We start from the raw sequence: 21,490 nt of genomic DNA on the forward strand, positions 1-21,490 counted from the left end.
GGACCCCTCCCCTACCCCGAGGTCGCCAGGTTCTCGCCGCGCAACCGCTGCGAGATCACCTGGGTGATGCCGTCCCCGCGCATGCTGACCCCGTAGAGCGCGTCGGCGATCTCCATGGTCGGCTTCTGGTGCGTGATCACGATGAGCTGGCTCTTCTCCCGCAGCTGCTCGAAGAGGCCGATGAGGCGGCGCAGGTTGGTGTCGTCGAGCGCCGCCTCGACCTCGTCCATGACGTAGAACGGGGAGGGCCGCGCCCGGAAGATGGCGACCAGCAGCGCCACCGCGGTCAGCGACTTCTCCCCGCCGGAGAGCAGCGAGAGCCGCTTGACCTTCTTGCCCGGCGGCCGCGCCTCCACCTCGATGCCGGTGGTGAGCATGTCCGAGGGGTCGGTGAGCACCAGCCGCCCCTCACCGCCGGGGAAGAGCCGGGCGAAGACCCCGACGAACTCGCGCTCCACGTCGGCGTAGGCCTCCGTGAAGACCTGCAGGATCCGCGCGTCCACCTCGGCGACCACGTCGAGCAGGTCCTGCCTGGCGTTCTTCACATCCTCCAGCTGGGTGGCGAGGAAGTTGTAGCGCTCCTCCAGCGCCGCGAACTCCTCCAGCGCGAGCGGGTTCACCTTGCCGAGCGTGGTGAGGTCCTTCTCCGCCCGGCGCGCCCTGCGCTCCTGGGAGGCACGGTCGTAGGGCATGGGCTGCGGCGCGGTCACCGCCTCGCCGCGCGCCCTCGCCTGCTCGTACTCGTGCAGCTCCAGCTCCGAGGGCGGCAGCGGGACGTCGGGGCCGTACTCGGCGACCAGGTCGTCCAGCGCGATCCCGAACTGCTCGGCGATGGTCGCCTCGACCTGCTCGATGCGCAGTGCCGCCTCGGCCTTGGCCACCTCGTCGCGGTGCACCGCGTCGGTGAGCTGGGTGAGCTGCGCGGTGAGCGCCCGCACCCGCTCCTTGACCCGCTCCACCTCGGCGGCCACCTCGGTGCGGCGCCGCACCAGCTCGTCGCGGCGCGCCGCGGCCCGCGCCACCACCTGCTCCAGCTCCCGCGCGACCTGTGCGCCGGACTCCGCGACGGCGGCGGCCACCGCGGCGGCCTTGCGCCGGGCCGCCTGCGCGCGCTCGGCCCTGGCCCGCGCCTCGCGCTCGGCCCGCGCCGCGCGGCGCAGCGAATCGGCCTTACCGTGCACCGACTGCGCGCGCTCCTCGGCGGTGCGCACCGCGAGCCTGGCCTCCACCTCCATGGTCCTGGCCTCGGCGAGCGCGGCGGCGGCCTCCTCGCGCTCCCGGCCCGCGGCCTCGGTGCCGGCCGCGCCGTAGCCGTCGGCGTCGATCCTGGCCTGCTCGAGTTCGGCGTTGCGCAGCCGGTCCTCCAGCTCGGCCAGGGTGGCCAGGCTCTGCTCGCGGCCGGTCTCGGCGGCGGCGCGCTGGTCGTAGAGGCGGGCGCTCTCCTTCTCCGCGCCGCGGGTGGTCTCACCCAGCCTGGCCAGCCGCTCGTACACCGCGACCAGCGCCTGATCGGATTCGTGCAGCACGAGCAGGGTGTGGTCGACCGCCTGCCTGCGGTCGGTCTGCTCGTCCAGGGCGCCGGCCAGGGCGGCCTCCAGCTCGGCAGCGCGGCGCTGGGCGGCCTCGAGCTCGGCGGCGGCGGCATCGATCTCGGCCTGGATCTCCAGCCTGCTCGGCGCCCGCTCGGAGCCGCCGAGCACCCAGCCGGTGCCGGCCAGATCGCCCTCCCTGGTGACGATGCGCAGCTCGGGGTGGGTGGCGAGGAGCGCGGCGGCGGCGTCGAGGTCGTCGACGACGGCGACCGCCGCGGTCAGCGCGAGCACCGCGGGGGCCAGCTCGTCCGGGTACTCCACCACCTCGGCCAGCGCGGTGGCGCCGCTCGGCAGCGCGGCGACCGCGGCCGCCGCCTCCGCCCCGGTGTGGAAGACCAGCCCGACCCGGCCGCCGTCGGCCACCTTGATGGCGTGCAGCGCGTCGTAGGCGGCGGTGCTCGAGCGCGCGGCGGTGGCGTCGGCGAGCGGGCCGAGCACGGCGGCCACCGCGGCCTCGAAGCCGGAGCGCACCCGCAGCACCCCGGACAGCGGCCCGAGCAGCCCGGCCGGGCTGTGCTCGGCGAGCCAGGCGGTGCCGTCCTTGCGGGTGAGGTTCATGCCGAGCGCCTCGATCCGGGCGCTCAGCGAGGCCACCCGCTTGGTGGCGTCGCGGTCCTCCTGCCGCAGCTCGGCCACCCTGGCATCGGCCAGCTCCAGCGCCTCGACGGCGTGCTCGTGCTGGGCGTCCAGCCCGGCCTCGCCCGCGTCCAGCTCGGCGAGCTCGCCCTGCACGTCATCGAACTCGGCGCGCGCGGTGTCGGCGCGCCTGCCCGCCTCGGTGATCGCGCCGGAGATCCGGGTGATCTCGGTATCCGCGGACTGCGCCTTGTGCCGCAGCGTCTCGACCTGCCCGGCGAGCCGGGCCAGCCCCTCGCGGCGGTCGGCGATGGCGCGCACCGCGGCGAGGTGCGCCTGCTCGGCGGCCTTGGCGGCCTGCTCGCGCTCGGCCAGCGCGTCGCGCGCGGCCTCCAGCGTCTCCACCGTCATCTCGACGGTCTCGCGCAGCTCGGCCTCCTCGGCCGCCACCCGGTCGGCCTCGGCCTCCAGCTGCTCCGGGTCGCGGCCGGTGCCGGCCTGGGGGGCGGTGTCCAGGTGCCGGGCCCGGTCACCGGCGATCCGGATGGTGGCGTTGACCCGCTCGGCAAGGGCGGAGAGCTGGAACCAGGTCTGGGCCGCTGCCTCGGAACTGGGGGTCAGCTCGGCGAGCTGGTGCTCCTGCGCGGCCAGCGCGGCGCCCGCGGCGTCCAGCTCGGCCTGCACGGTGATCTGCTGCTCGCGGGCATATGCCTCCTTGCTCTGCCTGCCCGCGAGCTCGCCGCGGCGGGTGACCAGGTCGTCGGCGGCGAGCCGGAGCCGGGCGTCGCGCAGGTCGGCCTGCACGGTGGCGGCGCGGCGGGCCACCTCGGCCTGCCTGCCGAGCGGTTTGAGCTGGCGGCGCAGCTCGGAGGTGAGGTCGGTGAGGCGGGCCAGGTTGGCCTGCATGGCCTCGAGTTTGCGCACCGCCTTCTCCTTGCGCTTGCGGTGCTTGAGCACGCCCGCGGCCTCCTCGACGAAGGAGCGGCGATCCTCCGGGCGCGATTCCAGGATGGCGGAGAGCTGGCCCTGGCCCACGATGACGTGCATCTCCCGGCCGATCCCGGAGTCGCTGAGCAGCTCCTGGACATCCATCAACCGGCAGGAGGAGCCGTTGATCTCGTACTCGCCCGCGCCGTCCCGGAACATCCGGCGGGTGATCGAGACCTCGGCGTAGTCGATCGGCAGCGCGCCGTCGGAGTTGTCGATGGTGAGCGTGACCTCGGCGCGGCCGAGCGGGGCGCGCCCCGCGGTGCCGGCGAAGATCACGTCCTGCATCTTGCCGCCGCGCAGCGCCTTGGCGCCCTGCTCGCCCATCACCCAGGTCAGCGCGTCCACCACATTCGACTTGCCGGAGCCGTTCGGGCCGACCACGCAGGTGATGCCCGGCTCGAAGCGCAGCGTCGTCGCGGACGCGAAGGACTTGAAGCCCTTCAACGTCAAGCTCTTCAGGTGCACGGCCGGGACCTTTCCGTGGATGGGGCGGGTTTGCTCCGACGACAGCGAGCGGGCGCGGCGACCTGCCATCGTATCCGCCGCCGGTGACCCTGGTCGCCGGCCTCGCTGGGTACCGGGGTCCCTGGTTCGGCACAACCCCGGTGTGCCCGGCATTAGCCGACGTCACAGCGGTATCGACGGGGCTGCCGCGGGGCCGGGATCGCGCATACGATCCACCTGATCCCCGCCTTCCGCCCGTCAGGAGCATCGACCCGTGCCTGCGCTGTCGTTCCCACACGGCACCGCGTTCCGGTTGCTGCGCGTCGGCGCGCTGATCGTCGCCTGCCTGGTGTTCCTGTGGGGGTGCGAGGTGAGCCGCAGCGCGACGCTCGGGGACGTGCCGGAGTACCTGGTGCTCGCCGGGCTGGCGGCGGTGGGCGGGCTGGTTGCCGCCTGGTTCGAGATCCGGGCGGTGCGGGCCGGGCGGCGCACGGTGACCATGGACGACGGGCGGTGGCGGGTGGTCGCGCGGGTCGCCGGTGACGGGGCGCTGGTGTTCGTCGGGCACGACGAGGAGCCGGAGGATTCCGACGATCCCGAGGATGCGCCGTCCGGGTGGGTGTGGACGTTCCCCGCGGAGTCCATCGACGCGGTGCGCGGTGTGCTGGCCGGTGCCTGCTTCCCTGACGACGACCCCGGTGAGCTGGCCGAACTCGAGTTGCTCGACCTGCTCGGTGCGGCGGCGGGGGTGCTCGACCCGGTCGCGCGGGCGGATCCGGGGGCGTGGTTGCACGGGCACGGGGTGCGCGGCGAGCGGCACGAGTGGGGGGTGGATCCGACGCGGACCACGCGGACATTGCCGATCGTCGGCACGCCGCTGGCGGCTCCGGGGCGTGGTGCGAAGCGGCGTCGCGCCGATGCGTCGCCCGGCGATGGACGCGGGCGGGTAGCGGACGCGCGGCGGGCGGCCGATCGCGGCTCCGCCGACGGTGGCGCGCGCCCGGGCGGGCAATCCTCGTCGCAGAGCGCACGCCCGGGGGCCGGTTCCGCGAGCACATCGGCCGAGCCGAAGCGGCGATCGGCCCGGCAGCGCGACGCGAGCGGGCCGGGTGGAGGGCCCGAGCGCAGCACGCGATCCGCGGCGGATCGCGAGGCCGAACCGGAGGCGCGGGCCCGGCGCGGGGCTGCCGCGGATCGCGGGCGCGGACAGCGGCGGGATGAATCGGCCGCGCGTGCGGATTCCAGGCGAAACAACCCTGCGGCAGCCCGCGAAAGCCGTCGGCGTGGTCACGAAGCCGCCGCACGCGGCGAATCCACCACAGCCCGCAGGCGCGGGGGCGAAGCGCCCGGACGGGGCGCATTCACGGCAGACCACCGGCGTGGTCACGAAGCCGCCGGAGACGGCGAATCCACCCCAGACCGCAGGCGCGGGGGCGAAGCCGCGGGACATGGCGGATCCACAGCAGAGCGCCAGCGCGGTAAGCAAGCCACCGGACGGGGCGAATCCACGGCAGACCGCGGGGGCGAATCGGCCTCGCGGGCTCGAGGCGGCGCGACTTCCGAGCGGGACGCCGAGGCCGCGACCGACCGCACGGTCTCGCGCCGCGATCGCGGCGCCCGACCCGACCCGACCGCACGGCGATCGGCGGATCGCCCGGAACCGCCGGGCGAGTACCAGGCGCAAGACCCGCAGTACAGCGGCCCGATCCGCCGCCGCGGGGTCGGCAGGCAGCAGCGCACCGACCCGGAGAACTGGTGGGAGACCGCGGACGGCCCGACCGACCGCACCTACCGCGAACCTCCCCCGCCCCGCCTCTCCAACCCGCGCCGACGCCGCGACGACTGATCAGCCGAACGCGCGCACCCCGCACCCCCGCCCCTCGAACCCGGTCACCACGCGAAACGCGAGCACCGCACCCCACGGCCCGATCACCCAGACCGGCCAGAAGTAGGTGAACTCCCCGACCCCGAGCGAGATCGCCGCCCAGATCACCAGGACGAGCAGGCTCACCCCGGCCCAGCTCGCGAACTCGATCCGCTGCCAGAGCGGCAGCCGACGCACCCCGCGCGGCGGCACGACGGGCTCCGAGACCTTCGGCAGGTCGGCGAGGACCTGCGCGAGGTCGTCGCGGGCCCGGGTGGCGTAGACCCGGGCGACCCGCTCGTCGTACTCCCCCAGATCGAGCCGCCCGTCGGCGAGGTGTCTGCCGAGCAGGGTCACCACCGCATCCCGCTCGGCATCGGAGGCGCGGGTACCGGTTGCGATGTCCATGCTCGAGTCCTCTCGGCGGGGAGGGGACACGACATCACCCTCCACTGTGGAATATAAGCAGCATGCTACTTCCACAGTGGAATGTCAAGGACTCAGAGAATCGCGAACGCCACCACGAGCCCGAGCGCGAAGTGCGCGGCGGCGACCACGAGCACCGCCGGGGTGTACGCCTCGGAGTGCAGCGCCGCGCCGATATCGATGCCGAGCGCCTTCTCGATCACCCGTACCGAGACCACCTGCGCGATGATCCCGACCAGGCCGAAGATGAGCGCGGCGATGAGCCCCTCCAGCAGCTTGCCCGATGACGCGAAGATGGCGAGCACCACGATGAACGCCATGCTCACCATGCCCGCCGCCGTCACGACGATGGCGTTCGGCCTGCCCTCGAGCACCAGCTGACGCAGCTGCCCCGGCGTGGTGAGGTCGATGGCGTAGAAGCCGACGAGCATGAGCACCAGGCCGACGAGGGCGTAGAGCAGGATCGCGCCCACCCCTTCGCCGAGCGAACTCCAGTAGCCCGATTCGAGGGCGACAGCGGCGGTCATCGTGGTCCTTCCGGAAGGGTTGACGAATCAGTCGTCGGTGGGGATGCGGTGCGGGACGAAGGCGGAGCCGTCGTCGGTGATCAGCCCCGCGGTCTCGCGGATGCCGAGCCCGGCCGAGCTGTCGCCGACGATCCAGGCGCCGAGCACCGGCCGCATGTCGTCGAATTGCGGCAGCGGGTCGAGCAGCTGGTAGACGAAGCCCTCCGCGCCGTACATGCCACCGGTCGCGGTCTCCATCCCGGCGCCGACGATGGTCATGTTCGCGCCCTCGCGGCCGAGCTTGGGCTTGCGGATGTACTCGGTGAGCTCGTTGGGCTGATCGAGGTAGGCGGGCAGCAGGTTCGGGTGGCCGGGGTACATCTCCCAGAGCACCGCCAGGATGGCCTTGTTGCTGAGCAGCGTCTTCCACAGCGGCTCGATCCACATGGTCTGCGGCAGGCTCGCGACGACCCGCTTGCCGAAGTCGTCGTCGAGCACCCACTCCCACGGGTAGAGCTTGAAGATCGCCTGGATCGGGTCCTCGGCCAGATCGACGAAGCGCTCCAGGTCGGTGTCGACACCGACCTCCTCGATCGGCAGCCCGATGGTGTCGAACCCGGCCTCGGCGGCGGTCTCCTGGATGTAGGCGGTGGTGACGCCGTCCTCGCCGGTCGGCTCGGCGCCGGACCAGCTGAAGTGCAGCTGGTCGCTGGGCAGGATGTCGCGCAGCTCGCCCCAGCGCTCGACCAGCTTCTCGTGCAGCGAGTTCCACTGGTCGTGGTCCGGGTAGAGCGCGGTGAGCCAGTGCCACTGCAGGATCGCCGCCTCCAGCAGCGAGGTGGGGGTGTCGGCGTTGTACTCCAGCAGCTTGGCCGGGCGGCGGGCGTCGTAGCGCAGGTCGAAGCGGCCGTAGACGTGCGGGTCGGCGCGGCGCCAGGATTCCGCGATCGGCTGCCAGCTCCACTCCGGCAGCCCGAAGTCGCGGTACCGCTCGGTCAGCACGACGTGCTCGACCGCCTTCAGGCACATGCTGTGCAGCAGTTCGACATCCGCCTCCAGGGCGAGGATCTCGGCCATGTCGAACTCGTAGTAGACCGATTCGTCCCAGTACGGCCGCGGGCCGCCCTGCGCGTCGCGGCCGGGGGTGCCGTAGACCAGCCCCTGCCCCTCGACGATCTGCTGCCAGCCCTTCCGTGGTTCCACGCGGACCCGTCGCACCGCTAGGAACCTCCACCGATCTTGCTGCCGAGGCCGCCGCGCTGCACGGTGGTTCCGGTCTTGGTCTTGATCTCGGCGTTCTTCGGCTTCACCGTGGTGCCGCCGGTCGGTTTGCTGCCGATGGTGGTGGAGCCGCCGTAGTAGTAGCGGTACTGGGGCCAGCCCGCCAGCACCACGACGCCGGCGGTGTCGCCGACGAAGCCGGGGCGGCCGGTGCCGCAGTAGCTGTCCTCGACGACGATCTCGTTGCCGTTCTGGTCGGTGGCCACGCAGGAAGCGGTGACCGTGTCCGGGGCGGTGAGCGCCAGGTAGGCGAGGTAGCCACCGCCGACCAGCGCGGCGACGCCGACCACGGCGGCGCCGCCGATGAGAACCCGGTTGCGGGAGCGCTTCTTGGCCGCCGCGGCCTCGGCGGCGGCGCGCTCGGCGTCGCGGGCCTGCTTGCGGGCCTTGTCCCTGGCGCGGGCCTCGGCCACCGTCGGCTGGCGCGGTCGCGTCACCCCCGGTTGCTGCTGCTGGATGCGCCCCGCGCGCTTCCCGCCCCCGGGCGGGGTGGTGCCCGGCGGCGGTGCGCCGTGCGCGCCAGGCAGCGAACCGGGCGGCGGCTGGAAACCGCCGGGCGGCTGTCCTAACGGCTGCGTCGCGGCCGGAAACGGCTGAGTTACAGGCTGATCCGTGCCCGGAGCCGGACGGGTACCCGGCTCCTCCGGCGACGGCTGCGAACCGGACCCGGGCACGTTCGCCGCCGAACCCTCCTCGTACACCGGCCCGGTGGACGCGGCGGTCCCCTCTTCCCACTGCGGCCTGCCGCCGTCGTCCGGCCCCGCCCCCGGACGGTGTTCGTCTGTGCTCACGCCGCTACCGCTCCTCGAATCCGGACAGATCGCCCCGCGCGGGCTCCCAGCTTTCCACAACAAGACTGACCCGGCCAGGTGTATCGGGCGAGCGGAGCAGGGCGAGCAATCGCTCGGCGGCCTGCCGCGGCCCCTCGGCGACCACGTGCACCCGCCCGTCGGCGGTGTTGGTGGCGTGCCCGGTGAGCCCGAGCTCCAGCGCGCGCGACCGGGTCCACCAGCGGAACCCGACGCCCTGCACCTGCCCGTGCACCCAGGCGGAGAGCCGCTCCGCCGCCACCTACAGCTCCACGTCGAAGGAGAGCGTCACCTTGCTCCCGGACTTCAGCGTCCGGCCGACGGTGCACACCTTGTCGACGGCGCGCTGCACGCTCACCAGCAGCCGCTCGCGCTCGACCTCGGAGAGCTCGCTGAGGTCGAGCTCGAAGACCTCGTCGATCTCCGGGTAGACCTCGTTCTCCCGGTCCGGGTCGCCGGAGACCCGGATGGTGGCGTCGAAGTGCTCGCCGAGCTTGCGGGAGAGCGAGAAGTCGGCGCTCAGCCCGGAGCACGCCGCGACCGCGATCTTGAGCAGCTCGCCCGGGGTGAAGGCGGCCGGGGTGCCGGCCGAGGCGATGCGCACCTCCGCGCCCCGCTCGTTGCGGCCGGTGTAGGCGCGGGTGCCGGTGCGCTCGACCCGGAGCGCCGCGGTGTTCTGCTCGGACATGGTCACGATCCTGCCATTCTCGGGGACGGTCGTGCCGGGCAACACCGGGCCGGGCGGCGGCATTCCGCCTCCGGCGGCCCGAGGCCGGGAATCACCACGTCCGGGAGGCGCTCGGCGGCGACGCGCAGCGCGGCGGCGCCGGTGCCCGCGGTGACCACGTCGTAGCCGCGCACCGAGAGGTCGGCCGGAGCTGAATCTCGAGCTGGACCGGCGCTATCCGGCGCCGTAGCAGAACGCGGCGGCGGCCAGGTACTGGCGGCACAGCGGGCCGTGGCCGGCGTGCATGCTGCAGATGAAGCGGGCCCGGTCCAGGTCGAGCGGGGCGGTGGGCTCGGCGGCACAGTCGCTGTGCTGCGAACTCCACAGGTCCCTGGTGTCCAGCGAGGTCGGCATGGTCGCGCCTCTCGGGGGTTCGGTTATCGGGGGTCGGTCACTCCGCGATCAGCTTCCATTCGTCCGGCAGCCGGGCCTCGGTGACCTCGTCGCCCTTGGCCTGCACGTCCACCGTGACGGCGCCCAGCCGCAGCGCGGAGAGCGTCACCGTGCCCCAGGAGCTCGGCAGCCGCGGCCGCACGCCGATCGTGCGCTCCGGCACGTTCGGCTCCAGCCCCAGGAAGGAGCGCACCAGCAGCATCGGGGCCGCGCTGGCCCAGGCCTGCGGCGAGCAGGAGGTCGGGTACGGCACCGGCGCCGCGAAGCGGGAACGCGGGAAGCCGCAGAACAATTCGGGCAGCCGCCCGCCGAAGGCCGCCGCCGCGTCCAGCAGCCCGCTCGCCAGCCGGGTCGCCAGCTCGACCGCGCCGGGCACGTGCTGGTAGCGCAGCAGCCCGGCCACCGCGAGCGCGGTGTCGTGCGGCCAGACCGAGCCGTTGTGGTAGCTCATGGGGTTGTAGGCGCCCATGTCGGAGCCGAGCGTGCGCAGCCCGAACCCGCTGTCCATCTCCGGCCCGGCGAGCCGCCGCACGATCTGCTCGGCGTGCGCGTCGGTGGCGATCCCGGTCCACAGGCAGTGCGCGACATTGCTGGTCAGCGCATCGACCCTGCGCTTGTCGCGGTCCAGCGCGACGGCGTACCAGCCGCGCTCGGGCAGCCAGTACTTCGCCGCGAAGTTCTGCTTCAGCTCGGCCGCCTTGTCCCGCAGCTTGGCCGCCACCCGCACCTCGTCGAAGGCCTCGGCGAGCTCGGCGCGGGCCAGCACCGCGGCGTAGGTGTAGCCCTGCACCTCGCAGAGCGCGAGCGGCGCCTCCGGCAGGTGCCCGGAGGCGTCGTTGATGCCGTCGAAGCTGTCCTTCCAGCCCTGGTTGATCAGGCCGCGGTCGGTGGCCCGCCGGTACTCGACGAAGCCGTCGCCGTCGCGGTCGCCGTAATCGCGCAGCCAGCGCAGCGCGGCGTCGGCGGCGGGCAGCAGCGCCTCCACCGCCTCCCGGTCGGCGCCCCACCGGTGCGCCTCGTTCAGCAGCATGACGAAGAGCGGGGTGGCGTCGGCGGTGCCGTAGTAGATATTGCCGCCGAGCACCTGGCCGCTGGCCGGGCCGCGGCGCATCTCGTGCATGATCCGCCCCGGCTCCTCCTCGGTGAGCGGATCCACCCGGCGCCCCTGCAGCTCCGCGAGCTGCTCCAGGGTGCCGACCGCGAGGTCGACCTCCAGCGGCAGCGCCATCCACGCGGTGAGCAGGCTGTCTCGGCCGAAGAGCGTCATGAACCAGGGCGCGCCCGCCGCCACGAACGGGCGGCCGTCGCCGTGCTCGTCGTGGATCTGCAGCGCGCCGAGATCGCTCTCGGTGCGGCGCAGCACCTGGGCCAGCACCGGGTCGTCGGCGCGCACGTCGGTGGCGCTGTCCCGCCAGGCCGCGATCTTGCGGCCGGGCGCGCTGATGCCGAGCTGCTCGCCCGGGCTCAGCGACTGGATGCGCTGGTTGCCGACGGTGGGCTGGGCCATGATCTCGGTCTGCCAGAGCTCGCCGACCGGGACCACCACCCGCCACACCAGGGTTCCGGGCAGCACCACCGGCTCCACCGTGGACGAGACCGAGAGCCCGCGCATCCGCTCCGAGCGGTCGTGCAGCAGCAGCTCACCGTCGGCGACGGTGACCTCGGCCCTGGTATGCCCGGCCCGGCCCTCCTTGACCGCGAAGAGGTCGACGAAATCCGCGTCGACGTGCAGCTCCAGCGTGACCGCGGTGGGTTCGCGGCCCATGTTCTCCAGCGTGATGGTCTCGTGCATGCCCTCGGCCACCAGCCGCTCCCTGACCACGAGCAGGGTGCTGTCGGCGATCCCGGCCTGCGGTGGACGGCGCAGCACGAACCTGGCCGCGAACGCCTCCGGGCTCAGCACGGAGAGCGAGTCCGCGGGCTTGCCGTCCACCAGCAGCTCCCAGCGGGAGATGACGCGCGCGTCCCGGTAGAACAGGCCGTGCGGCAACCCAGGCGCGATATCGCCGAGCCGGTTGGACAGGCAGAAAGTACCGCCCTCCACCAGGGTCACCGCGGCCCCGCAGCCACCGAGCCCGGTGGGTTCGCCTGCGTTGAGCGGGGCGGGCGCGTCGGTTGTCATGCCCGGCCGCTCGTCGCGAAGGTCATCGCGGTCGAACCGGCGAAGCGAACGGAGCGCTCGCGCAGCAGGTTCCGGTAGACCTCCTCGTAGCCGCGGCCGAGCGTGTCGGCGCCGAAATTGGCCGCTACGTGCGCCCGGCAGGCCGCCGGGTCGTAGCCGCGCACCTCCGCGATGGCGGCGGGCAGCTCGGCCGGGTCGTCGCAGATCCGCCCGGTCACCCCGTCCACCACGACCTCCGGCACCGCGCCGCCGCGCAGCGCCACCACCGGGGTCCCGCAGACCATCGCCTCGATCATCACCATGCCGAACGGCTCCTCCCACCGCACCGGGAACAACAGGCAGCTCGCCTCGGAGAGCAGGGCCCGCTTGGCGGTGGCGTCGGCCATGCCGAAGACGTGGTCCTGCTCGCCGAGCAGCGGGCGGACCTTCTCCTCGAAGTAGTTCTGCTCCGCCGGTTCGCTGCACTTGCCCGCGAGTACCAGGGGAATACCCGCTTCGTGTGCGGCTTGAACCGCCAGATGCGGCGCCTTGTCCTCGGTGTAGCGGCCGAGGAAGAGCGCGTAGTTCTTCTTCTCGGCGCGGAACGGCCATTCGTCCACGTGCAGGGCATTGTGCACGCGCCCGGCCCAGTTCAGGTCGGGGGCGAGCGCGCGCTGCCGGTCGCTGATGGCGACCAGCGCCACCTCGTCGCCCATTTCGCGGTAGTAGCGGTAGGAGTCGTCCTGCACCGGGCCGTGCACGGTGACGACGGTGGGCAGCCCGAGCCCACCGTAGGCGGGGGCGTTGAGCGGGCCCGCGAAGGTGTGGTCGTGCACCAGGTCGACCCCGGCGGTGTCGGCGAGCCGCTCGATCGCCCGGCGCACCCGCAGTGCGTGCACCACCTCGGGGAACGGCTCGCCGAGCCGCTCCGGTACCGCACGGTCCCACAGCGGCAGGAAGTTCGCCTTCGTTCCCGGCTCCCCCGCCCCGAGCAGGGTCACCTCGTGGCCCCGGCCGACCAGCGAATCGACCAGGTCGGCGACGACCGCCTCGACCCCGCCGTACGCCTTGGGCGGCACGTCGAAGTACGGGGGCACCACCATGGCGATCCGGAACCGATCGGGACGACGACCGAGCGACAGCAGATCCGCGGTATCGAGCCGCGCCGGGATCGGCGCTGACAGCCCTGCGCTCATGACCCTCCTTCCAGGGAACAACCGTGAAGCACATCCACCCGGCACACCGGTGTACCGGGCGCAGAAAGACGGCCGCCGCGGCGGAGGTGAAGACCGAGCGAGCACCGCCGTCCATGGGGCAGGTCGGCCTGGGAGGGTGCGGAACGCCAGCTGAAGTTCCCAGGGGGGCCGCCGACAACATAGCCCACTTTCGACGCTCGAAACCTCGAAACCGAGAGCGAGCGGCGCGTCGGGCGAATACTCAGCGCACGATGGATTTTGAACTTTGCCCGCTGTCTATCAGGGAACTCAGTATGCGGTCGGCCCACCTTCGATCCTCAGCAGCCTTCCAGCTACCACAGGCGGCGGTCAGCTGCACCGACACTCAGCCGCTGTCGCCGCAGCGCGCGGGGTTGGGCAGGTCGCGGCAGGGTTCGTTGCCGTGCGCGCGCAGCACGTCGGTGCCGCCCTCGTCGGTGAGGTAGCGCAGGAAGGCGGCGGCCGGGGAGCCGGGCGGCGCGGCGCCGTAGCTGTAGGCGAATTCGATGCCCCACAGCTCGTAGCGCCCTGCCAGCGCGGCCTGCCGGTCGGGGGCGACGCCGTTCAGGGCGGGGGTGCGCAGCCCGGCCCGCGTCGCCTCGCCGAACTCGCTGTATCCGATGGCGCCCCTGGTGTTCCGCACCGTCTGCAGCAGGTCGCCGGTGACCTCGGCGGTGCAGCGGGTGGGGCCGGTCAGCTCGCGGCCCTGGATGGCGAGGCAGCTGGTGTGCGGGACGGCGGGCTGCGACCCGCCGAGTACGCGCTGCTCGAACACCGCGCGCGTCCCCGAGCCCGGCGCCCGCTCCACCAGCACCACCGGCAGCGGTAACCCGCCGACCTCGCTCCAGTCGGTCACCCGCCCGGCGTAGATATCGCGGAGCTGCGCGGTGCTCAGCGCGGGGATGTCGAGGTCGGGGTGGGTGACCACGGTGAAGACCGCCACCGCGAGCGAACGCCGGTCCAGCTTCGGGTAGTTGGCGCCGATCGGGTTGTCGCCGATGGCGATCAGCGTGCCGTCGGTGGAGGCGGCCCTGGTGAGCCGGTCCAGCCCGCGCTCGGTGCCCTCGAAGGCGAAATCGAAGCGCAGGTCGCGGCATTCGGCGCGGTACCGCCGCGCGGCGTCCTCGATCACCGGCCGCAGCGCCGACGACCCGACCACCGTGAGCTCGCCGCCGACGCAGCCGCGCGGCGGCCGGTCACCCCGCACCACCCCGACCACCAGCTGCGCCGCGATCACCAGCACCAGGAAGCCGACCAGCGAGAACATGGCGCGCGATGCCCCGGTCCGGCTGCGGGTCTCCAGCAGCCGCCCGCCCTTGACCCCGCCGCGCAGCTCCGGCTCGGCATCCGCGCCGGAGCGGCCCTGCCGCTGCAGGATGGCGAGCACCTTGTAGTGATCGCCGCGGTTCAGCGGCACCTTCGGCAGGTCGATCACGCCGCGGCTCGCGCTGGCGTCCCAGCGGTGCGCGATGCCGGAGCGGGCGTCCAGGCACTCGGCGAGGCCGGGGTGGCTCAGCTCGGTGACGGCCATGCCGATCACCCGGCGCTGCGGGAAATGCACGTGCAGCCCGGCCCTGCCGCTCTCCAGGGTCTGGTAGTCGCTGGTGTCGATGGTGGTGGCGCCGGAGTTCTCGATTCGGACCAGCACCACCGAGAGGTCCTTGAGATCGGTGCGGCCGTCCGGTGATTCGGGGCGCAGCCGGGTGAGCACGCCGGGGAAGACCGACTCGATCTCGCCGGTCACCGGGGTGTCCATCTGCACCCGGTAGCCGAGCCTGCGCCTGCCCACCACGACGAATTCCCAGAGGAACGCCGCGATCGGCACCGCGACGCCGATCAGCGCGAGGACGATCTCGATCGGAAACCCGTCCACGCCCGCGCGCCTCCCCCGTATTCGGTTGCCGTGAGCACATTTTCGACGGCGGCAGCGCGGATCGACAGCCGGGGCGGGACAGTTCGCCGAGTGTTCCCCGCCGGTTCAGCGCCCGGTGGTCCAGGCCAGCAGCTCGCCCAGCGGCCAGGTGTTGACCACCCGCTCCGGCGGCACCCCGTTCGCCACCGCGCGCTCGCAGCCGTAGCCGAGCCAGTCCAGCTGGCCGGGGGCGTGCGCGTCGGTGTCGATGGAGAACAGGCACCCCATCTCGACGGCGAGCCGGAGCAGCCGGGCGGGCGGGTCGCGGCGCTCCGGGCGGCTGTTGATCTCCACCGCGGTGCCGTAGGCGCGGCACGCCTCGAAGACCACCTCGGCGTCGAACTGCGACTCCGGCCGGGTGCCGCGGCCGCCCTCGACCAGCCGCCCGGTGCAGTGGCCGAGCACGTCCACGTGCGGGTTGGCGACGGCGTAGACCATGCGCTCGGTCATGGCGGCGCTGTCCTCCCTGAGCCGGGAGTGCACGCTGGCCACCACCACGTCGAGCTCGGCGAGCAGCTCGGCCTCCTGGTCCAGCTCGCCGCCGGCCAGGATGTCGACCTCGATTCCGGTGAGCACCCGGAAGGGCGCGATCCGCGCGTTGAGCTCGGCGACCACGTCCAGCTGGCGGCGCAGCCGCTCGGCGGAGAGCCCGTTGGCGACGGTGAGCCGCGGCGAGTGGTCGGTGAGCGCGCAGTACTCGTGGCCGAGCGCCGAGGCCACCGCCATCATCTCGGCGATCGGGCTGCCGCCGTCGGACCACTCCGAGTGCGTGTGCAGGTCGCCGCGCAGCCGCTGCCGCAGCGCCGCCCCGGCCGGGCCGATGGGCTGGGCCGCCTGCCGCAGCTCGGCGAGGTACCGCGGGACCTGCCCCGCCACCGCCTCGGCGATGACCGCCGCCGTCTTGGGGCCGATCCCGGCCAGCTCGCGCCAGGAGTTCGCGGCCGCGCGGGCATCGCGCTCGGGCTCCGGCAGCGCGTCCACCACGTCGGCGGCGCGCCGGTACGCCTTGACCCGGTGCGTCTCGGCGCGCGAGCGCTCCAGCCAGAAGCCGATCTCGCGCAGCGCCTCGACCGGGCCGGGCGCGGTCACGGGCGCAGCGCGGCGTACTTGAGGAAGGCGACCCCGTCGGCGAAGACGCGGCTGGTGACCACCCGGAAGCAGGCCGGCTCGGGCAGCCGCGAGCCGGCGCCGAAGAGCGGGCGGCCCGCGCCGAGCACGATCGGGTACAGCTTGAGGAACACCTGGTCGATCTCGGGCAGCAGCGCCTGCGCCAGCTCGCCGCCGCCGCAGAGCCAGATGCCGAGCCCCTCCTCGCGCTTGAGCGCCCGCACGGCGGCCACCGGGTCACCGGCGATGAGCTCGACATCCGGGTCCGGGTTCTCCGGCAGCGTGGACGAGACCACGTACTGCCGCAGGTGCGAGTACGGGCTGGCGGTACCGGTGCGCACGCCGAAGTCGTGCGTGCGCCTGCCCATCACGACGGTGTCGAAGGTGCCGTTCGGCTTGTCGACGCCGAGCGCCTCGCGCACCTTGGTGGGCAGCGTCTCGGGGTAGTGGCTGTTGATGTAGGGGCCGTGGTCGCCGCCGACCGGGAAGAAGTCGACCGAGCCGTCCTCGGTGGCGATGAAGCCGTCGATGGTCGAGGCCACGTAGTAGGTGAGCTTGCGCATGCGTCCTTCCCTCTCAGGCGCCGGTGCTCACACGGTAACGCGCTTTCCGGCGCGCGCACGCGGCTTCGGCTGGCAGCGCGGGCAGGAGAAGGACGACCGGTTCATGAACCGCTCCCGCACCATCGGCGCACCGCAGCGGCGGCACGGCTCGTCGGCCCGGCCGTAGGCGTCCAGCGAGCGCTCGAAGTACCCGGAGTTGCCGTTCACATTGACGTACAGCGCATCGAAGGAGGTGCCGCCGGCGGCGAGCGCGGCGGTCATGACCTCGGTGGCGGCGTCCAGCAGGGTGCGCAGCGCGGGGCGGGTGAGCCCGGCGGCGGTGCGGGTGCCGTGGATGCGGGCGCGCCAGAGCGCCTCGTCGGCGTAGATATTGCCGATCCCGGAGATCACGCCCTGGTCCAGCAGCAGCCGCTTGATCTCGGTCGGGCGGGCGCGCAGCGCGGTGACCGCGGCCTCCCGGTCGAAGCGGGGGTCGAGCGGGTCGCGCGCGATGTGCGCGACCGGCTGGGGCAGCGGAGTGCCGTCGACGGTGACCAGCGGGGCCAGTGCCCAGCCGCCGAAGGTGCGCTGGTCGACGAAGCGCAGCTGGGTGCCGTCGCTCAGCCCGGCGGTGATGTGCGCGTGCTTCTGCCGCGGCGCCGCGCCCGGCTGCACCAGCATCTGCCCGCTCATGCCGAGGTGCACGACGAGCGCGAGGTCAGGCTCGTCGAAGGTGAGCCAGAGGAACTTGCCGCGGCGCTCGGCGCTCGCGACGGTCAACCCGGCGAGCCGCGCGGCCAGATCGGCCGCGCCGCCGAGGTGCCTGCGCACCGAACGCTCGTGCGTGACCGCGACCGACTCGATCACCCGGCCCACCACGTGCTCGGCCAATCCGCGGCGGACCACCTCGACCTCGGGGAGCTCCGGCACGTCAGGCGTCGGCGGCGGCTTCGGCGGTCAGCGCCTGGTAGGCGGTGCCCGCGGCCTTCTGCTCGGCTTCCTTCTTGGAGCGGCCGACCCCGCTGCCGTAGGACCGCCCGGCGATCACCGTGGTGGCGGTGAACTCCTTGTCGTGGTCCGGCCCGGTGGAGCTGATCTCGTAGCTGGGTACGCCGAGACCGCGCTCGGCGGTGAGCTCCTGCAGACTGGTCTTCCAGTCCAGCCCGGCGCCCATCCGGGGGCCGCGCTCCAGCAGCTCCGCGAAGAGCCGCAGCACGACACCGCGCGCCACCTCGATGCCGTGCTCCAGGTGCACCGCACCGAGCAGCGACTCCATGCCGTCGGCCAGGATGCTCGGCTTGTCGCGGCCGCCGGTGAGCTCCTCGCCCTTGCCGAGCAGCAGATGCGTGCCGAGCCCGCCGGGGCCGAGCACCCGAGCCACCTCGGCCAGCGCGTGCATATTGACGACACTGGCGCGCAGCTTCGCGAGCTCGCCCTCGGATTTCTCCGGGTGCTCGTGGTACAGCCGCTCGGTGATGCTGAGCCCGAGCACCGAGTCGCCGAGGAACTCCAGGCGCTCGTTGGTGGGCAGCCCGCCGTTCTCGTAGGCGTACGAGCGGTGCGTCAGCGCCAGCCGCAGCAGCTCCGGCTGCAGCTCGACGCCGAGCGCGGCGAGCAGGCTCGCATGGTCACTGGACGAGCGGGCTCCGTCCCTACTGGATGTCACGTCGATACGAGAGGCTCGCTCAGACGGCGGCGGTGACCTGGCGGCCCCGGTAGGTGCCGCAGTTCGGGCACGCGATGTGCGGCAGCGTCTTCTCGCCGCAGGCCCGGTTCGGGCAGGTGATGAGGGTGGGCGCCACAGCCTTCCACTGGCTGCGCCGCGACCTGGTGTTGGAACGGGACATCCGGCGCTTCGGAACGGCCACGACTACTTCTCCTCTGTGCTCGAGCGTGCCTGGTCGGCAGAACGATCTGACTGTGGGTGGTCCTCGGGACCGGTGGGCGCGGCGGCAGCCGCATCGGAGGCGAACTTCGCCAGTCCGGCCCAGCGAGGATCGAGTATCTCATGCCCGTGCCCGGAACCCGCAATCGCCATCCGGACACCGCACTCGGGGCAGAGCCCGGCGCAGTCCGGGGTGCAGAGCGGCTGCAGCGGCAGCTCCAGGCCGATCGCGTCGATCACCACCGGCTCCAGGTCGACGAGGTCGTCGACCAGCCGGTAGACGTCGTCCTCGTCGGTGGTCTGCTCGGTGGCGCTCGCCGGGTAGGCGAAAAGCTCGGTGATCGGCAGCTCGACGGAGTCGGTGAACGACTCAAGGCAGCGCGAGCACTCCCCGGCCAGCGGCGCCGAGACGGTGCCGGTGACCAGCACGCCCTCGGAGACGGCCTGCAGGGTGAGGTCGAGATCGATGGCCGCGCCCGCGGGGATGTGCACCATGTCGAGCCCGATCCGCTCGGTGGCGGCGACCTCGCGGTGCAGCTCCCGCATGGTGCCGGGGCGGCGCCCGAGGCTGCGGGTATCCAGCACGAAGCCGGTCTCCGGCAGTCCGTGCGAAGCCGGGCGACGGCGCGACGCGGAACCGGCGGACATCACGAATTCACTCCGATACTGAAGGGGGATGGGCAACCACCCCACAGTACGCGACGGGCAACCGCGCTGCCCAATCGCGCTCAGCGCCGGTAGTCGGTGAGGTACTCGGGGGCCGGGTACTCGGCGGCGTAGTCCGGCGCCTGCCCGGCCTCGGCGCGCAGCTGGTGCCTGCCCCGGACGACGGTGCGCAGCGTGCTGTTCAGCGTCTCCTCGAAGTCGGCGAGCTTGCCGTCGACGTAGTGGTCGCACTCGTCGCGCATGCGGTCGGTCTCGGCGTGCGCGGCATCGATCACCCGCGCGGACTCGGCGTGCGCGGCGCGCACCACCTCGGTCTGCGCCACCAGCCGGGCCCGCTCGGCCTCGCCCTCGGCGACCGAGCGCTCGTAGGCGGCCTTGCCGGCCTCGATCATCCGCTCCGACTCCACCCGCGCCCGGCCGGTGACCGCGTCGTACTCGGCGTTGCCGTCGGCGACCAGCCGGTCCGCCTCGGCCTGGGCGCCGGTCACCAGGTGGTCGGCGTGCGCGTTGGCCTCCGCCACCATCCGGTCGGCGTGCGCCTTGGCCTCGGCCAGGATGCGCTCGGCCTCGGCGCGCGAGGACTCCAGGGTGTCCCGCGCCTGCTCGTCGGCGCCGCTGACGGTGGCCTCGGCGGAGGTGCGGGCATCGGTGACGATCTTGTCCCGGTGGTCGAGCACGTCCTGCGCGTCGTCGAGTTCGCCCGGCAGCGCGTCCCGCACGTCGTCCAGGAGCTCGAGCACCTCGCCGCGGGGGACGATGCAGTTGCGGGTCGGCGGGATGCCGCGCGCCTCCTCGACGATCGCCACGAGCTCGTCGAGCGCTTCGAATACGCGATACATGCTGTCACCCTCCTCGGCACACACTTCGCCTTCGCTCCAGTCTGCCCGGAACGGCCGGGTCTACCCGGGTGCGTGGCCGGTGTGTCGAGGGGTTGCGCGGAATCACAGGATTCCCTCAGGAGCAAGTGGAGAGCAAACCTCCGGTTGATGTAGACTACTCGCGAGGGTCGCAAGATCTTCGCAAGCGAATCGCAGGCTCCACCCAGGATCCTGCGGGTAGGCAGCCGCCGCCCCGGACACCCGCCCTCGGGCGGGCAGCGGAACTCCTCCGCGCCGCCCGGTGCCCGGCTCTCGCGATCGGAACGCGTATGACCGTCCTGCACCCGCGCACCGCGGTGATGTCGCATCTCACCGCTCTGCTCGCGCCGTGGACGCCGATGGCGATGCCGCGCTCGCCCGGGGGCGAGCGCGAGGCCCGCTCCGGGGCGGGCACCGATGAGCAGCGCGGCGGCGGGTACGCCGAGGATCAAGCCGAATCCCGCGGCGGCGGGTCTCTCGATAACCGAAACGTCGGGCGTGCCGACGACCGGGCCGGATCCCGCGGCGGGCAGTGTGCCGGGCGACCGACCGGGTCGCGTGGGGGCGGGCGGTTCCGGCTGACCGGCCGGGGGACGCATCGCACCGGGGAGCGGGGCGCCGAGGCCGGGCGGCGCGGGCGGGTGACGGGGCTGCGGGTGGCGGGCGGGGCCGCGCTGGTGCGGGGCACCCAGCGCACGCGCGCCGGGCTGGTCACGCTGGTCACCTACCTGCGCGGCGACCGCGCCCCCGCCCAGCTGGTGCGCTTCGCCATGGTCGGGATGGCCAGCAATGTCGTGTACGTGGCGCTGTTCCTGGCGCTGCTCGGCTCGGGGTCGCTGCCCGCGAACATGGTCGGCTCGGTGGCGAGCACCGTGGTCGCCAATGAACTGCACCGCAGGCTCACCTTCCGCGCCGCGGACCGGGTCGGCTGGTTCACCGCGCAGTGGGAGGGCGGCGGGCTCGCCGTCGCCGGGCTGCTCATCACCTCGGCCGGGCTGGCCGCGCTGGAGGTGGCCTCGCCCGGGCTCGGCGGGATCGGCCAGGCCGCGGCGGTTCTGGCGATCACCGCCGCGGTCGGCACGCTGCGCTTCCTCGCGCTGCGCGGCTGGGTCTTCTAACCCTGCTCGGCCAGCCGGGCGAGCAGCGCCTTGTGCACGGCGGGCGGCAGCATGTCGGCGACATCGCCGCCGAACTTCGCGACCTCCTTGACCAGCGAACTGGAGAGGTAGCTGAACGCCGGGTCGGTGGCGATGAAGAAGGTGTCGACCCCGGCGAGCTTCCTGTTCATCTGCGCCATCTGCAGCTCGTAGCCGAAGTCACCGGCGTCCCGCAGCCCCTTAACGATGGCGGTGACGCCCTGCTCCTTCGCGAAGTCGACGGTCAGCCCCTGCCACGACTCGACCCGCACATTGGGCAGGTCGGCGGTGGCCTCGCGGAGCATCTCCATGCGCTCCGGCACGGTGAACATGCCCTGCTTCTTGGGGTTCACATTGACGGTCACGATCACCTCGTCGAACTGGGCCGCCACCCGCCGGAAGACGTCGACGTGTCCGTTCGTCACCGGGTCGAACGAGCCCGGGCACAGCGCTCCTGCCATG

General features: G+C 73.1%; 21 protein-coding genes and 1 pseudogene. 2 read left to right on the top strand and 20 right to left on the bottom strand.

Annotated features, from left to right (window positions below):
* Positions 1–11: 11 nt before the first annotated feature.
* On the bottom strand, positions 12–3,623 hold the full coding sequence (smc, locus tag AB0H71_RS29220; RefSeq protein WP_357027185.1) for a chromosome segregation protein SMC: 3,612 nt from the start codon (positions 3,621–3,623) through the stop codon (positions 12–14).
* Positions 3,624–4,014: 391 nt separating this feature from the next.
* Here smc and AB0H71_RS29225 point away from each other — a divergent pair, with 391 nt between their 5' ends.
* Positions 4,015–5,448, top strand: coding sequence for a hypothetical protein (locus AB0H71_RS29225; protein WP_357027187.1), 1,434 nt, complete (start codon positions 4,015–4,017; stop codon positions 5,446–5,448).
* Here AB0H71_RS29225 and AB0H71_RS29230 read toward each other — a convergent pair whose 3' ends face one another.
* The 18 genes and pseudogenes from AB0H71_RS29230 to AB0H71_RS29315 all read right to left on the bottom strand — a co-directional run bounded on the left by AB0H71_RS29230 (position 5,449) and on the right by AB0H71_RS29315 (position 19,874).
* Positions 5,449–5,874 (bottom strand): DUF1707 domain-containing protein, encoded by a 426-nt coding sequence (locus AB0H71_RS29230; RefSeq protein ID WP_357027189.1) that lies wholly within the window; start codon positions 5,872–5,874, stop codon positions 5,449–5,451.
* Positions 5,875–5,966: 92 nt separating this feature from the next.
* Positions 5,967–6,419 (bottom strand): DUF350 domain-containing protein, encoded by a 453-nt coding sequence (locus AB0H71_RS29235; protein WP_357027191.1) that lies wholly within the window; start codon positions 6,417–6,419, stop codon positions 5,967–5,969.
* Between the two features lie 27 nt (positions 6,420–6,446).
* Positions 6,447–7,616, bottom strand: a complete 1,170-nt coding sequence (locus AB0H71_RS29240) for a glutathionylspermidine synthase family protein (protein ID WP_357027193.1) — start codon at positions 7,614–7,616, stop codon at positions 6,447–6,449.
* Positions 7,617–7,618: 2 nt separating this feature from the next.
* The gene (locus AB0H71_RS29245) at positions 7,619–8,470 is read right to left on the bottom strand and encodes a hypothetical protein (RefSeq protein WP_357027195.1); all 852 of its coding nucleotides are present in this window, start codon (positions 8,468–8,470) and stop codon (positions 7,619–7,621) included.
* A 4-nt stretch (positions 8,471–8,474) separates the two neighbouring features.
* Positions 8,475–8,750: an acylphosphatase gene (locus tag AB0H71_RS29250; RefSeq protein ID WP_357027196.1), complete on the bottom strand. Its 276-nt coding sequence runs from the start codon at positions 8,748–8,750 to the stop codon at positions 8,475–8,477.
* Positions 8,751–9,176 (bottom strand): OsmC family protein, encoded by a 426-nt coding sequence (locus AB0H71_RS29255; RefSeq protein WP_357027198.1) that lies wholly within the window; start codon positions 9,174–9,176, stop codon positions 8,751–8,753.
* 68 nt (positions 9,177–9,244) lie between these two features.
* Positions 9,245–9,349: pseudogene (locus AB0H71_RS29260) on the bottom strand (DNA-binding response regulator); the annotation flags it as partial.
* Positions 9,350–9,389: 40 nt separating this feature from the next.
* Entirely contained in the window at positions 9,390–9,569 is a 180-nt protein-coding gene (locus AB0H71_RS29265) for a hypothetical protein (protein ID WP_357027200.1), read from the bottom strand.
* 37 nt (positions 9,570–9,606) lie between these two features.
* Positions 9,607–11,730 (bottom strand): glycogen debranching N-terminal domain-containing protein, encoded by a 2,124-nt coding sequence (locus AB0H71_RS29270; RefSeq protein WP_357027202.1) that lies wholly within the window; start codon positions 11,728–11,730, stop codon positions 9,607–9,609.
* Positions 11,727–12,812, bottom strand: a complete 1,086-nt coding sequence (locus tag AB0H71_RS29275; RefSeq protein ID WP_357027421.1) for a glycosyltransferase family 4 protein — start codon at positions 12,810–12,812, stop codon at positions 11,727–11,729. Before AB0H71_RS29275 ends, AB0H71_RS29270 begins: the two co-directional genes overlap by 4 nt.
* Positions 12,813–13,269: 457 nt before the next feature.
* Positions 13,270–14,796 (bottom strand): substrate-binding domain-containing protein, encoded by a 1,527-nt coding sequence (locus tag AB0H71_RS29280; RefSeq protein WP_357027204.1) that lies wholly within the window; start codon positions 14,794–14,796, stop codon positions 13,270–13,272.
* A gap of 105 nt (positions 14,797–14,901) precedes the next feature.
* Positions 14,902–15,924, bottom strand: coding sequence for a PHP domain-containing protein (locus tag AB0H71_RS29285; protein ID WP_357027206.1), 1,023 nt, complete (start codon positions 15,922–15,924; stop codon positions 14,902–14,904).
* Positions 15,921–16,505, bottom strand: a complete 585-nt coding sequence (locus AB0H71_RS29290; RefSeq protein WP_357027208.1) for a dihydrofolate reductase family protein — start codon at positions 16,503–16,505, stop codon at positions 15,921–15,923. The genes AB0H71_RS29285 and AB0H71_RS29290 overlap by 4 nt, the downstream gene beginning before the upstream one ends.
* Positions 16,506–16,532: 27 nt before the next feature.
* Positions 16,533–17,414, bottom strand: coding sequence for a bifunctional DNA-formamidopyrimidine glycosylase/DNA-(apurinic or apyrimidinic site) lyase (gene mutM, locus AB0H71_RS29295; RefSeq protein WP_357027210.1), 882 nt, complete (start codon positions 17,412–17,414; stop codon positions 16,533–16,535).
* 1 nt (position 17,415) lies between these two features.
* Positions 17,416–18,150, bottom strand: coding sequence for a ribonuclease III (rnc, locus tag AB0H71_RS29300; RefSeq protein WP_357027212.1), 735 nt, complete (start codon positions 18,148–18,150; stop codon positions 17,416–17,418).
* 19 nt (positions 18,151–18,169) lie between these two features.
* Positions 18,170–18,352 carry a 50S ribosomal protein L32 gene (gene rpmF / locus AB0H71_RS29305; RefSeq protein WP_067658664.1) on the bottom strand — a complete coding sequence of 61 codons (183 nt, stop codon included), beginning with the start codon at positions 18,350–18,352 and terminating at the stop codon, positions 18,170–18,172.
* A 2-nt stretch (positions 18,353–18,354) separates the two neighbouring features.
* The gene (locus tag AB0H71_RS29310) at positions 18,355–19,017 is read right to left on the bottom strand and encodes a DUF177 domain-containing protein (protein WP_357027214.1); all 663 of its coding nucleotides are present in this window, start codon (positions 19,015–19,017) and stop codon (positions 18,355–18,357) included.
* A gap of 80 nt (positions 19,018–19,097) precedes the next feature.
* Positions 19,098–19,874 (bottom strand): DivIVA domain-containing protein, encoded by a 777-nt coding sequence (locus AB0H71_RS29315; RefSeq protein ID WP_357027216.1) that lies wholly within the window; start codon positions 19,872–19,874, stop codon positions 19,098–19,100.
* 725 nt (positions 19,875–20,599) lie between these two features.
* On the opposite strand from AB0H71_RS29315, the gene AB0H71_RS29320 reads away from it, so the two are divergent.
* On the top strand, positions 20,600–21,010 hold the full coding sequence (locus AB0H71_RS29320; protein WP_357027424.1) for a GtrA family protein: 411 nt from the start codon (positions 20,600–20,602) through the stop codon (positions 21,008–21,010).
* Here AB0H71_RS29320 and coaD read toward each other — a convergent pair.
* Complete coding sequence (gene coaD, locus AB0H71_RS29325) at positions 21,007–21,489, bottom strand: pantetheine-phosphate adenylyltransferase (RefSeq protein ID WP_357027217.1); 483 nt, start codon at positions 21,487–21,489, stop codon at positions 21,007–21,009. The two genes, AB0H71_RS29320 and coaD, sit on opposite strands and share 4 nt — an antisense overlap.
* Position 21,490 lies beyond the last annotated feature (1 nt).

Origin of the sequence: Nocardia sp. NPDC050697 (genome assembly GCF_040654395.1) — a bacterium.
Taxonomy (GTDB): domain Bacteria; phylum Actinomycetota; class Actinomycetes; order Mycobacteriales; family Mycobacteriaceae; genus Nocardia.

What these genes read in the sequence shown, in the direction of transcription:
- AB0H71_RS29230 (WP_357027189.1), bottom strand. Translation starts at nt 5,874, where the DNA reads ATGGACATCGCAACCGGTACCCGCGCCTCCGATGCCGAGCGGGATGCG.
- AB0H71_RS29235 (WP_357027191.1), bottom strand. Translation starts at nt 6,419, where the DNA reads ATGACCGCCGCTGTCGCCCTCGAATCGGGCTACTGGAGTTCGCTCGGC.
- AB0H71_RS29255 (WP_357027198.1), bottom strand. Translation starts at nt 9,176, where the DNA reads ATGTCCGAGCAGAACACCGCGGCGCTCCGGGTCGAGCGCACCGGCACC.
- AB0H71_RS29265 (WP_357027200.1), bottom strand. Translation starts at nt 9,569, where the DNA reads ATGCCGACCTCGCTGGACACCAGGGACCTGTGGAGTTCGCAGCACAGC.
- AB0H71_RS29270 (WP_357027202.1), bottom strand. Translation starts at nt 11,730, where the DNA reads ATGACAACCGACGCGCCCGCCCCGCTCAACGCAGGCGAACCCACCGGG.
- AB0H71_RS29275 (WP_357027421.1), bottom strand. Translation starts at nt 12,812, where the DNA reads ATGGTGGTGCCCCCGTACTTCGACGTGCCGCCCAAGGCGTACGGCGGG.
- AB0H71_RS29290 (WP_357027208.1), bottom strand. Translation starts at nt 16,505, where the DNA reads ATGCGCAAGCTCACCTACTACGTGGCCTCGACCATCGACGGCTTCATC.
- AB0H71_RS29310 (WP_357027214.1), bottom strand. Translation starts at nt 19,017, where the DNA reads ATGTCCGCCGGTTCCGCGTCGCGCCGTCGCCCGGCTTCGCACGGACTG.
- AB0H71_RS29315 (WP_357027216.1), bottom strand. Translation starts at nt 19,874, where the DNA reads ATGTATCGCGTATTCGAAGCGCTCGACGAGCTCGTGGCGATCGTCGAG.
- coaD (WP_357027217.1), bottom strand. Translation starts at nt 21,489, where the DNA reads ATGGCAGGAGCGCTGTGCCCGGGCTCGTTCGACCCGGTGACGAACGGA.